Source organism: Streptomyces sp. NPDC001832 (assembly GCF_040297265.1).
GTDB lineage: Bacteria > Actinomycetota > Actinomycetes > Streptomycetales > Streptomycetaceae > Streptomyces.
The window spans coordinates 114496-126147 of record NZ_JBEOYU010000005.1; the positions used below are offsets into that span (position 1 = coordinate 114496).

The window sequence follows — 11652 nt, forward strand, 5'->3', positions numbered from 1 at the left end:
TGTTTCGCGTGGAGGCGAAACGTCATGGGCTGGTGGCAGATCAACGCGGACACGCTAGCGGGGAGCCGGTTCGTCGTCTCGCCACTCGCCGAGACCATCTCCGCCCTGAACGCCTTGGAAAGGGGACGGCCCGAGCATCCCGGCGAACGGGCCTGGCTCGACGCCCACCTGCCCGCCCACCGCGCACGGCAGGCCGCCGACCCGGTCGCCGCCCGGCTCGTACCGGCAGCGCTCGGCGGCAGTTGGAACGCGGACTTCATCACCCCCACACCGACCGGTGAGGGCACACCGTCCTTCGAGGAGGAACTGGCCACCGTCCGGGCGACCACGCCTGAGCGCGCCCGCGCCGACCTGATGGTGTCCCTGGGCGGACGCCCGCTCCCCGAGCTCTTGGACCGCGACGACTTGGCGCAGCGCGCCGCCGGCGTACTGCACTGGGTCTGGCAGCACACTGTCCTGCCGGACTGGTCGCGCCGCCGCCGGATCATCGAGGCGGACATCGTCGCGCGCACCGGGCAGCTGAGCCAGGGTGGTTGGGCCGCCGCCCTGAGCGGCCTGCGCCCGGGAATGCGGTGGCTCGGCGGAAGTCGGCTCCAGATCAATGCGCACGACTACCCGCCGAAGCAACTGGCCGGCGTGCGTCTGTTCTTCGTTCCGGTCACCCAGCGCACCGGCTGGGTCTCCTGGGACGACGACGCCGAGCGGTACGCGGTCGTCTACCCGTGTTCGGGCGCGCTGGCTGATGCGGGGCGGGCGCGGGTGCCCGACAGCCTGGCCCGCCTGCTCGGCCCCGCGCGGGCGGCGGTCCTGGTCCTCCTCTCCAGCCCGAAGAGCAGCACTCAGCTGGTGGCGCTGACCGGTCAGAGGCTGGGGTCGGTGGGCCGCCACCTCAAGGTGTTGCTGGACAGCGGCCTGGCCGGTCGTCGCCGGGCCGGCCGGTCGGTCCTGTACTTCCGTACGGAGGCGGGCGACGTGCTGGTGGAGGCCCAGCGGGACAACTGAGTTGGCCGGACCGGCCGGACCGGCCGGAGGGAGGAGGCGGGGGCGGCCGGGCAGCAGGGTCCGCACGGAGACCCGCATCCAGATCAACGCCTTCGCAGGGGTATCGGCGTGCTCGGCTCTGACGAGGAGTCCGACAACGGTGGCTTCGCAACGCCATACGGTTTTGAGGGGCTGCGTCAACGCACCCTCGCCTGCTCGATGCTTAGGTGGACCCACACGGTCTTGCCGGGGTCGCGCGGCCGTACGCCCCACTTCTCGGCGAGCGCGTCCACGATGACCAGGCCCCGGCCGGAGAGGTCGTCGAGCGTGGGGGTGCGGAGCTCTGGCATCCGCCACTGGTACGAGTCGGACACCTCCAGGACGAGTGTGCCGTTGCGACGGCGTAAGCCGAGCTCGAAGTAGTCGCCGGTGCCCTTGGCGTGGCTGATGACGTTGGTGCTCAACTCGCTGGCAAGGAGCGTCGTCTCGTCGATGAGCGCGCCGAGTCTCCACTCGGTGAGGACGCTCTCGACGTGGCGTCGAGCGGCGGGGACGGAGTCCTTGCGGACCCGGAATCTCTTGGTGTGTGTGCGCCCGGACATGGGTCTCCCGAGGTCGTGGGCGGGCAGACGGGGGATCGCGGTCACGTAATGCACTCATCGAGGCACGATGCGTAACGCATCTCACGGTAGGGCGAGAATCTGCTTCAGTGCAACTGAATGCTTGCGAGAATTTGCATTTCACTCTCGGTCTCAAGCGCCTGGCGTGTAGCGTCCGTTGGCGTGCAGACTGGTCACACACGGTAAGAGGAGGGGATATGCCCGCAGGTGGACGCCCCACTGTGCGCAGTAGGCGGCTTGGTGCGGTGCTCAGGAGGTATCGCGAGGCGGCGAAGCTCGACCAGCAGCACGCTGCTGATCACATCGTGGGGTCGAAGGCCAAGATCAGTCGGATCGAGGCCGGCCAGGTGTCGGCTCGTCCGGGCGATGTTCGGTTGCTCCTGGAGCTGTACGGGGTGCAAGACCGTGCGGTCTACCAGCGCTTGGAGCAGTTGGCGCGCGACTCCAACAAGCGTGGCTGGTGGCTCAACTTCAGCTGGGTGACAAGGGAGGCGGAATTCGCCGACTTCATCACGCTGGAGACCGATGCCACCTTCATCCGGACATGGCAACCGCTCTTCATTCCTGGCCTGCTTCAAACCGACGACTATCTCCGGACGTTGATGAGTTCGGACCTCGCAGTGCATTCGGCCGAGTCGGTGGATGAGGCTGTTGCGATGAGGCGTATGCGGAGAAGCCTCATCGAGGAGGACGGTGCCCGGTTCGCAGCGGTCATCTGGGAGCCCGCGCTTACGGCGCCCATGCCGTCATCCAAGGTGCACCGTGAGCAGCTTTTGCACATGCTGAATGTGGCCCAGCGGCAGAACGTGCGCCTTCAGGTGCTCCCGATGTCCGAGTGGCGGTCGGCTCACCTCTCGTCACACTTCGTCATGCTCAGCTTCGGTCCTGAGCCGGCGCCTGAGGTTGTTGCCTATGACACGACGACCAGCACTGTCCTCCTCGAAGACCTTGAGGAGATGGCCGGCCACGCCCGGATCTTTGAGGCCCTGACTGCGGCCGCCCTGACTCCGGATCAGAGCCTTGCGTTCATCAGGAAGACTCTGCGTGACATCCCGGAGAGCGAGAAGGAAGAGGAATGAAGCGCCACGAGATCGTGACTGCGTTCAAGAAGGCCAGCGCCTCCCAGAGTGCAGGCCAGGACTGCGTCGAAGTCGCCCGCACTGCCGACGGCGGCCGCGCCGTCCGGGACAGCAAGAACCCTGAAGGCGGGCTCCAGTTCTACGCCCCGGAGGGCTGGGCGGCGTTCATGGACGGAGTGAAGGTCGGGGCCTTCGAAGGCTGACGCATCCGGGGTGGGCTGCGCTAGTGCCGCGACAGGCAACGTTCGCCCCGTCGCGACGCCCGGCACGCACTCTCGCCGCACCGGACGAAAGCCCAAGTACGTGTCCAGGTACGAGGGCTTCCGGCCGGCACGCCGAGAGCACGCACCGGACGCCGCTCCTTGACGGGCAAACGTTGCCTGCCGCGTCCCCAACCTCACAGGTCAGTACACCTAGCGGTGGCGGGTGCTAGCTAGCCGTACGGGTTGAGTGCCCAGAAGCGGACGGTGTCGCTGCGACGGTCGAACCACAGGTTGGTGGAGTAGCCGCTGCCGTCGCGGTCGAGCTCGTGCGAACGGACCCACTGCGGGTTCTCCGGCCCCTCACCCTTGAGCGGCTTCTCGAACCACGAGGAGAAGTCATCGGCCGGCCCCTCGGAGACGAAGGCGTGGGCCGCTGTCAGCTCGGCAAGTTTCCCCGATGTCAGCCGCGCGAAGCCCGAGATCACCAGCTCCGGCGACGGTATGCCTCGGTCGTTGTCCCGGCTGCTCACCCACTTGGCGTCGGCTAGCGGGCTCAGCAGCGGGAACGCCCGCTCCAACGGTGCGGTGTCGGTGTGCCAGTCCCCCTTGGCCCCGTTCACCACCTGACGCAGGGCCCACCAGGCGGGTAGGACCGCCAGCCCCGCCCCGATCCCGATCAGCTTCCGTCGCTCCAACGCGATCCCCCCATCCCTGACTTCGGTGCACCTTAACTGGCTCAAGCACCTCACCCGGACCACCTACTGATCACAACCAAATACGCGCCCTAGTAGGGCTGTTCGTTGGCCCACGGTCCGACCCAGGATTCGTCCCGCAGTTGCCGTGCCGCCATGAACTTGTGGGTGAGGTGCCCGTCGAGCCATGCCTGGATCCACTGAGGGAAGGTCAAGGCAAGTTTGTGGCGGTCGCCTTCCTCCCACCACCACATCTGGCCCTCGGGATGACGGCAGTCGAGCAGCGCCCACATCGCGCAGCCGAAGTCGCAGAAGAACAGCACACCTGGTGGCGGGGCGGGCGGGTCCTCCGGGTCCAGCTCGGCGTTCAGGTAGTCGAGATAGCCGCTGACCATGCCCATGTCCTCGCCGTGCAGGGGCGAGAAACCGAGGAACGGACCGACGCCGCCGTCAGCGATCTCCAGGTAAAGACGACGGACCAGCGGCGGTAGCCGGTAACCGGTAGTGCGCTCCGCATCCCCAACCGTGTCCAGCGAGGCGGGTTCGGGTGTCGTCAGAGTTGAGGTCGAGTCGGTGGGTTGTCCCGCCTTCACGCGAGCGCGGACGGCCTCGAACAGTTCGTCATCAGTCACTGAGTGATCTTCGTGCGTCCGTGGGGGAGCTGGCTAGAAGATCACTGAAAATCTCGGGTTCTGGCCCTGCTGGTGGCCCCGCGGGGCCACACTGCTGTGTGTGCAGGGGGAATGGGCCGGGGAGACGGTCGGGCCGGATGTGTGGGGGACGTGCCGGGAGCTGATCCCGGCGGGGAGTGTGTTCGCGTTTCTGGCCGAGCACCGTGAGCGGCTGCTGCCGCCGGAGATGTTCGCGGACATGTATCCCTCGGCTAACGGGCGGCCGAGCCTGCCGCCGCAGGTGTTGGCGACGGCGGTGCTGCTGCTGCAGAGCCTGTTCGGGACCTCGGACGTGGAGACTGTGCTGGAGCTGCGGTGCGACCTGCGGTGGAAGGCGGCGTGCGGGCTGGGGCTGAACGACACGGCGTTCGATCCGTCGTTGCTGACGTACTTCCGGCGCCGTCTGCAGCGCTCGGCGGACCTGGGGCGGATCTTCATCCGGGTCAAGGAGGTCGTGGCCGCCGATGGGACTGTGCTGGGTATCTGGCACCGGCGGCACCCAGTGCACCGCGTTCTCGCGGAAGGAAGCGTTGAGCAAGGCGCAGCAGGCCTTCCACCGCGGCGTGCAGGCCCTCACGCAGTGGGTCGCGCGGGAAGGCGCCCACCGGCCCGTGCCACGCGGCCACAGCGAAGAAATTGCGGTCAACGGCGAGACGGAACCGGTGATCGTGAAGCTCGGGGTATGGGTCTCGAACACCAAAACGAGACGAGACAAACTCACCCAGGACCAGCAGGACGCACTCGCGGAGCTGGGCGTCGACTGGGCATGAACAGCAAGGAGATCCGATCAAGGGGTGTTGAGACTAGTTACACACAGCTACGCTGACAGTTCTGTGCGCAAGGGGGGTTCATGCGGTTTGAGCAGCGGATGTATGCACACATCAAGTTCTTGGGGTTGATGGCCGAGCTCTACGAGAACGAGTTTGAAGACTTCTTTCACCGCTTAATGTGCTCGCGGTATCCCGATTTCATCGACGTGCGCACTGCAGGGCGCCTCGGCGACATGTCAGCGGACGGCCTCAGCCTGCATTCCCGAAAGCTGTATGCCTGCTACGGCCCCCAGACGGTCGATCCATACGAAATCCGCAAGAAGCTGAACAAGGATCTCTCGGGGGCGGTTGAGAAGCGCAGCGGTGAGTTCGACACCTTCGTCTTCGTGCACAACGACCGGCGGGGTGTGCACCCTGTAGTGGCGTCTTTGTTGGCCGACGCGCGTGACAGCATGCCCTTGCTTCAGTTCGAGCAGATGGGTAGTCGGCGCCTGTGGCAGGAGTGCATGCAGCTTCCGCAGATGGCTGCGGAGGATGTGCTTCGGTGCGAGATTCCCATCAAGGACACGACTTTCGGCATCGGGATGGAAGACCTGGCGCCGTTGCTGAAGCAGCTGCAGGACATCCGCGCCGAGTCCAACCCTCTGATGTCCTTGCCCGACGTGCCGGTGGAGAAGCTGGACTTCAACCGGATCGAAGGAGCGGATCGGGAAGACCTTCTCCGGGGCATGCGTTAGAGCTATCTGGTGGACGCGTTCTACGCCGGCACCAGAAGCGAGCTTGAGCACGACGAGGTGGCGGTGGGCTTCCGCCTCACTACCAGCAGGTGCGTCGCGACTACAGCGACGCCGACGATGTCCTTTGGCAGCTCAAGATGTACTTCCTGGGGAACGCCCAGCCGCGACCGAAGGTGCTGCGCGCCGCCCTTGTTGTCCTGGCGCACTTTTTCGAACGATGCGACATCTTCGAGACGCCGCCCGTCGGCTGGCAGCCGGGCATCGGGTTGACCGCATGATCACTCCGACGAAGGGGCTCGCTCCTGACCGCTGCCTGCTCGCTGTCGGCGCGCAGGTCCTCCTCCAACTCGATGAACCGCGGACCGTCAGTCAGGCATGGGCGAGGCTGAAGAGCTGGCGCGCTGATCAGACCTATACCTCGCCGGTATCGTTCGAGTGGTTCGTTCTGGCCCTGGACATCCTCTTCGCCATGGGCGCGGTGGAGCTGGCCCAGGACGTTCTCGTCACAAGGAGTACGGATGCTGCGCCGTCTGAGCGCTGACGACGCGCGGTTCAAAACGGTGGAGTTCTCACCGGGACTGAACCTGCTAGTCGCGGACACCACCTCGTCGTCGGCTGAGACCGACAGCCGTAACAGTGCCGGCAAGTCAAGCGTGATCGAACTCGTTCACTTCCTTCTGGGAGCTAAATCCTCCGGGTCGCTTGCCACGAACAAGGCCCTGCGCCACATCACCTTCAGCCTCGCTATGGACTGGCCATGGCAGGACAATCCGCTCGAGGTACGACGGCGCGGAGACAGTCCCAAGGTCGTGTCGCTGAGCCGAGATGTACCCGGCGTGCCGGCCGACACGCTCTTCACCGACGGCCAGGACGTCGAGCTGTCCGTTGATCAGTGGAATCGCGTTATCGAGCGGGACCTCTTCGGGCTGGAGGGCGACCATCCCGGAGTGAGCGGTCGCACGCTCCTGTCGTTCCTCATCCGCCGTGTCTCCGCTCACGGCTTCAACGAGCCGACCCGGACGTTCTCCCGGCAGGCCGCCGCGGAAGCATCGTCCAACCTGGCCTACCTCCTGGGGCTGGACTGGCAGCTGGTCAACGGATACCGCGAGCTCAATGCCCGCAAGGCGACCAGAGACCAGCTGAGGAAAGCCGTCAACGATCCCGTATGGGGACGGATCGTCGGGTCCACGGCCGATCTGAGGGGCCAGATCACTCTCGCCGAGGCACAGGTCGAACGGCTGCGGGCGCAGGTTGCCGCCTTCCAGGTTGTCCCTGAGTACGAGCGCCTCAAAGAGCGCGCAGACCAGGTAAGCCGCCGGATCAAGCAGCTCGCCCAGGAAGACGTGATCGACCAGCACAACCTTGAAGAACTCCGGGGCGCGGTCACCGAGACCACCGACGTCGAGGTGTCCTACCTCGAGCCGGCCTACCGCGAGCTCGGGGTCATCCTCAACGACCAGGTCCGGCGTCGCTTCGAGGACGTCAAAGCGTTCCACCACTCCGTCGTACGCAACCGGCGCAGGTTCCTGGAGGAGGAGATCCAGGAACTCACCGAACGCCTGGCCGCCCGGCGTCAGGAACGTGCCGACCTGGGCGAAGACCAGGCCCGCCTTCTGCGCGAGCTGGCGGACGGTGGAGCGCTGGAAGCGCTGACCGCCCTGCAGACAGCCCTGGGTCGGGAAGAGGCCGCTCTCGGTGCCCTTCGCCACCGATTCGAAGCAGCGCAGGCCCTTGAAGCCAGCGCCCGCCAGATCACCGCCAAGAGCGTTGAACTGCAACAGGCCGTCGACCTCGACCTCCGAGAGCGCCGGCAGCAGACAGGCGAAGCAATCCTGCTGTTCTCCCAGTACGCCCAGCGCCTGTACGGCGAGGGCCGCGAAGCCTACCTCGCGATCGAGGCCGGCCGTAGCAGCCTGAGTATCACGCCCCGGATCGACGCCGACGACAGCCGCGGCATCAACAACATGGTCATCTTCTGCTTCGACCTCACCCTGGCCGTCCTTGCACACCGCCACGAGCGCGGCCCTGACTTCCTCATTCACGACAGCCACCTCTACGACGGCGTCGACGAACGGCAGGTCGCGCGAGCCCTCGCGCTCGCAGCCGAAGTGACGGAGGAAGAGCACATGCAGTACATCGTCACTCTCAACACCGACACCCTCAGCACCGCTGCCCAGCGGGGATTCAACCCTGAACCCCACATCCGTAGCCCCCGCCTCACCGACGACGAAGAGGGCGGCCTCTTCGGCTTCCGCTTCAAAGCCGCAGGCAAGGCATAGTGCCTACCCGACCGCACGACACGCGCCCGGCCACGCGGCTCACCCGGCGGGCGTGGCCGGGCCCCCGCCGAACCGGGCACGTCCTCCATGCTCGCGTCCAGGCGCAGACGCACGTACCGGATCGGATGCCGGTAGACACCGCCCCGGTCGACCTCTTCCCTCGGCTATCGCGAGGAAAGACACCTAAGCCGTCAAGATGCACCGTGGGATTTCGTAGTCAGCATCGCCGTGATGACGCACGCGAGGCTTCGCGGCCTGGCCCCGGAGCATCGGGGGCCGATCGGTTAAGGGCACCCGGGTAGGCGGCATGATGATCGGCATGATGGAGATACCCGGGTACGACGGTCACCCTCTCGTCCACGAGCCAGAGCTGCTGCAGGAACCTCTCTTCTGGCTTGGCCACCTGTACTCGTGTGCGCACGACGAGGACGCGGAAGAGCTGCTCTTCGGTGCGGACTACGAGGCGGCCGAGGTGTTCCACCGGGAGCTGCGGGAGCGGGCGGAGTGGCCCGTCTTCACCATCCCGCTGGCCGCCGGGCACCTCCTCCACGTCGTCTACCGAGCGTGGAAGGACGACCCCGGTGTCGACTACCTCCTGCATCACCCCAGCTGGGAGCGGGCACTGTTGCTGGCCAAGGTCGACGGGCACTTCATGGGTCCCGCCCTGTCCTGGCTCGAGTTGTTCTCCGCCGTCGACAACGGGCTGCCCGGTGGCAGCACAACCGATCCACACCGCCGCCTCCTGCTGCTGCTGCCCGCGCTCGGAGACGACAACATCCCGGACGACGCAGAGCACCGCCTGATGGCAGCTCTCAGCGTCCTTACTGCCATTGAGGCCCCCGAAGAACTCGCTGCCGCTCTCGTTGAGGGCCAAGGTGCGGGATGGGCCTCCCGCTGGACCAGCAGGAACGGTGTCCGCGTGGACGACGGCGCGTACTCGTACCGGAACCCGTCCAATGGCTTCGCCCTTACGCCGGAAGACCTGGCTCGCGTGTCGACTGCCTTCATGCCCTGAGCCCTATGAACTGGCCGGCTGGAGCATCGCAGCCCCTGGAGGGAAAGCGATGGCTTCGTCGAAAGGAACGCGGGCGAGGAGGCAGTGATGCAGCTGCCCCAGCATGCGGTTGAACAGGTGCCGCAGAGCCTGCATGTGCCAGTCCCCTCCGGCCCGGCGGCGCCGGTAGTGGGCGTCCGCGCCGGATGAACCGCTGATGGAGGCGAAGGCCCACAGGTGGCCGACGTGGTTGAGCCGGTTGTTCTTCACGAACCGGCGACCGACATAACGGCGCTTGCCGGAAGCCCGCGTGACCGGGGCGGAGCCAGCGTATGCCTTCAGTCCTCCAGCCGTGGCGAACCGGCTCCTGTCGTCACCGATCTCGCCCAGGATGCGGGCGCCGACCTGGGGACCGATCCCGGGGAAGCTCAGCATGATCGCCGCGTCCGGGTGTGACCGAAAGGCTTCCTCGGTGGCCCGCGCCAGGTCATCGACCGCCTGGCAGGCCGCGTCCAGCTGCAGCAGCAGGGCCTGTGCCTGCTTGCCCATGGCGTCTTCGACGAGGAGCAGCCGTCGTGGAGCTTCCTGGCGGAAGAGCTGCTGGATTCGTTCGGCGTCGGTTTCGATGCGCGGCGGCGGCCGGCTCCCTTGAGCATGGCGGTCAGCTTCCACATCTGCAGCTTGGCGGCCAGGGCAGGTGTGGGCGCGACGGCGAGGATGCGGCGGGCATCGGGGCGGGTCAGGGTTCCCGGCTTGTCCTTGAACGCCTCGATCACCGCCCGGGAAGTACTCCCGCAGCGGACCGCAGCTGGTTGGCGACCTGCTGGCGGTTCCAGACCGCGTCCTGCTGTGCGCGGGCCAGGACCGCGACGGCCTGGGCCGGGTCAGTGTCGGCGGGCATTGGGCGGTGCACCGGCGCGTCGGTGCGGATGATGTTCGCCAGCACCAGGGCGTCGCCCGGGTCCGACTTCTTGCGGCTGACTTCGTGCCGGTCGCGGTAGCGGGAGGCCGCCATCGGGTTGACCGCGTAGATCTTCCGGGGGCCCTGCCTCAGCGTGGCGACCAGTAGGCCGCGGCTGGTCTCGATGGCCACCGGGATCGGCGTCTCGGCGGTGTCGCCGTGCTCGGCCAGGAGGTCCAGCAGTGGCCGGTAGCCGTCCAGGTCGTCGTTGATCCGGCACTTGGCCAGCAGCTTGCCGGTGTCGTCGACGAGCGCGACGTCGTGGTGTCCCTCCGCCCAGTCGATCCCGCAGAACACGTCCATGGATCCCGCCCCTTCTCCGGTGCCGTTCTCGAACGCGAGCACGCGCGGCCGCACGGCGCACTAGACGTGTGTGAGGAGTCGCTCCAGTGGTCGGGGGACGCGCTTGAGGTCCAGGTGTGCGATCAGCGCCTGCGCGTACAGTGCCTTGCGGCCGCTGTGCGTGCCCATGAACCGTCGCAGTTGGTGTTCCACGGGGCGTTCCCGCTGCGCCGGCTGGCCCTGGAACGTACGGAAGGGGCGCATCTCGCCCTGGGCCTCGATCACCTGCTGTACGCCCTCGGCCCCGAGGGCGCGGATCAGCTCGTCCTCCAGGTCGTCCACGCACACCTGGAACCCGAGGGTCTCCAGTCCGGCGCGGGTGAGACCGGAGCCGAGCCCGACCCGTTCCAGGTGGCGCCGGAAGTGCCGCTCCTCGCCGATGTCGCAGAGACCCGCCAGCGGGAGGCCGAGCCCCGGCGGGCCGCACACGTCCAGGAAGCGCCCGATGCTCATCGCGCCGCCGAGCGGTACCACCGCGATGCCATCCGTGCTCAGTTCGCGGCCGTGGCGCGTGGCCAGGGCTTCGATCGCGACCTGGTCGCTGCTTCCCTCGACGAGCACGACCGTACGCACACCATCGGCCAGTTCCCGCGCCTCCGCGGCTGCCGTGCCCGACTCCGCTCCGTCGGCCGCCCATGCGACCGCCGCCTGGCTGAATCGCCTCAACTCGTCCACGAGACCTCGCTTCCCGACGTCATCCTGCACGGCGGGGATCCCGTACGCATACACGTTTTCCCGGCCCATGTCGTCCAGGGGCCGCTCGGCTCGTGATTGCCGACCGGATCACCGGGCGACAGTCCCCAGCGGGAACGAAGGTGGGCCCACGCACACGACGCGTGGGCCCACCTTCGCCGGTTTCCGGGATCAGCTCGGCTGGTCTCCGGTGTACCGGTAGATTCCGCCTGCTTCGTTGACGTGCCATACGGTGCCGTCGGCTGCCACGCCGATGTCGACGGCCTTGCCGGGGATGCCTACCCACGGGTTGGAGTCGTGGCCGGTGTACCGGTACATCTGGCCCAGGGAGTTCACGCCCCAGACGTGGGTCCTGGACCCGGCCGAAATGCGGGTCAGGCCGCCTGAGACGGGGACCCAGTCTGTGGAGCCCTGGTCTCCGGTGTACCGGTAGATCGCGCCTGCTTCGTTGACGTGCCATACGGTGCCGTCGGCTGCCACGCCGATGTCGACGGCCTTGCCGGGGATGCCTACCCAGGGGTTTGAGTCGTGGCCCGTGTACCGGTACATCTGGCCCAGGGAGTTCACGCCCCAGACGTGGGTCCTGGACCCGGCCGAAATGCGGGTCAGGCCGCCTGAGACGGGGACCCA

At 67.1% G+C, this 11652-nt stretch carries 13 protein-coding genes and 3 pseudogenes; 10 read left to right on the top strand and 6 right to left on the bottom strand.

Going from position 1 to position 11652, the window contains the following annotated elements; genetic code table 11:
- Nucleotides 1-24 precede the first annotated feature (24 nt).
- Nucleotides 25-1002 carry an ArsR/SmtB family transcription factor gene (locus ABT115_RS06490; protein WP_351784693.1) on the top strand — a complete coding sequence of 326 codons (978 nt, stop codon included), beginning with the start codon at nt 25-27 and terminating at the stop codon, nt 1000-1002.
- A gap of 176 nt (nt 1003-1178) precedes the next feature.
- On the opposite strand, the gene ABT115_RS06495 is transcribed toward ABT115_RS06490, so the two are convergent.
- Complete coding sequence (locus ABT115_RS06495) at nt 1179-1583, bottom strand: ATP-binding protein (RefSeq protein ID WP_351784695.1); 405 nt, start codon at nt 1581-1583, stop codon at nt 1179-1181.
- A gap of 215 nt (nt 1584-1798) precedes the next feature.
- Here ABT115_RS06495 and ABT115_RS06500 point away from each other — a divergent pair, with 215 nt between their 5' ends.
- Nucleotides 1799-2680, top strand: coding sequence for a helix-turn-helix domain-containing protein (locus ABT115_RS06500; protein WP_351784697.1), 882 nt, complete (start codon nt 1799-1801; stop codon nt 2678-2680).
- Nucleotides 2677-2883: a DUF397 domain-containing protein gene (locus ABT115_RS06505; RefSeq protein WP_351784699.1), complete on the top strand. Its 207-nt coding sequence runs from the start codon at nt 2677-2679 to the stop codon at nt 2881-2883. The genes ABT115_RS06500 and ABT115_RS06505 overlap by 4 nt, the downstream gene beginning before the upstream one ends.
- A gap of 230 nt (nt 2884-3113) precedes the next feature.
- Here ABT115_RS06505 and ABT115_RS06510 read toward each other — a convergent pair whose 3' ends face one another.
- Nucleotides 3114-3578: a hypothetical protein gene (locus ABT115_RS06510; RefSeq protein WP_351784701.1), complete on the bottom strand. Its 465-nt coding sequence runs from the start codon at nt 3576-3578 to the stop codon at nt 3114-3116.
- Nucleotides 3579-3667: 89 nt separating this feature from the next.
- Nucleotides 3668-4207, bottom strand: a complete 540-nt coding sequence (locus tag ABT115_RS06515; protein WP_351784703.1) for an SMI1/KNR4 family protein — start codon at nt 4205-4207, stop codon at nt 3668-3670.
- Between the two features lie 139 nt (nt 4208-4346).
- Between ABT115_RS06515 and ABT115_RS06520 the strand changes: the two are divergent.
- From ABT115_RS06520 to ABT115_RS06550, 7 genes and pseudogenes are all read left to right on the top strand, one after another.
- Nucleotides 4347-4637, top strand: a pseudogene (locus ABT115_RS06520) (transposase); the annotation flags it as partial.
- 142 nt (nt 4638-4779) lie between these two features.
- Nucleotides 4780-5016, top strand: a pseudogene (locus tag ABT115_RS06525) (helicase associated domain-containing protein); the annotation flags it as partial.
- A gap of 80 nt (nt 5017-5096) precedes the next feature.
- Nucleotides 5097-5753, top strand: a complete 657-nt coding sequence (locus ABT115_RS06530) for a hypothetical protein (RefSeq protein ID WP_351784705.1) — start codon at nt 5097-5099, stop codon at nt 5751-5753.
- Nucleotides 5754-5842: 89 nt separating this feature from the next.
- On the top strand, nt 5843-6031 hold the full coding sequence (locus tag ABT115_RS06535) for an ABC-three component system protein (protein WP_351784707.1): 189 nt from the start codon (nt 5843-5845) through the stop codon (nt 6029-6031).
- The gene (locus tag ABT115_RS06540; protein WP_351784709.1) at nt 6028-6294 is read left to right on the top strand and encodes an ABC-three component system middle component 6; all 267 of its coding nucleotides are present in this window, start codon (nt 6028-6030) and stop codon (nt 6292-6294) included. The genes ABT115_RS06535 and ABT115_RS06540 overlap by 4 nt, the downstream gene beginning before the upstream one ends.
- Nucleotides 6272-8032, top strand: coding sequence for an ABC-three component system protein (locus ABT115_RS06545; protein ID WP_351784711.1), 1761 nt, complete (start codon nt 6272-6274; stop codon nt 8030-8032). Before ABT115_RS06540 ends, ABT115_RS06545 begins: the two co-directional genes overlap by 23 nt.
- Before the next feature lie 319 nt (nt 8033-8351).
- Complete coding sequence (locus ABT115_RS06550; protein ID WP_351784713.1) at nt 8352-9047, top strand: hypothetical protein; 696 nt, start codon at nt 8352-8354, stop codon at nt 9045-9047.
- A gap of 3 nt (nt 9048-9050) precedes the next feature.
- Here the strand turns inward: ABT115_RS06550 and ABT115_RS06555 are convergent.
- From ABT115_RS06555 to ABT115_RS06565, 3 genes and pseudogenes are all read right to left on the bottom strand, one after another.
- Nucleotides 9051-10290: pseudogene (locus ABT115_RS06555) on the bottom strand (IS110 family RNA-guided transposase).
- 60 nt (nt 10291-10350) lie between these two features.
- Complete coding sequence (locus ABT115_RS06560) at nt 10351-11004, bottom strand: TOPRIM nucleotidyl transferase/hydrolase domain-containing protein (RefSeq protein WP_351784870.1); 654 nt, start codon at nt 11002-11004, stop codon at nt 10351-10353.
- A 189-nt stretch (nt 11005-11193) separates the two neighbouring features.
- Nucleotides 11194-11652, bottom strand: a 459-nt coding sequence (locus tag ABT115_RS06565; protein WP_351784715.1) for a tectonin domain-containing protein, incomplete at its 5' end; no start/stop codon positions are given.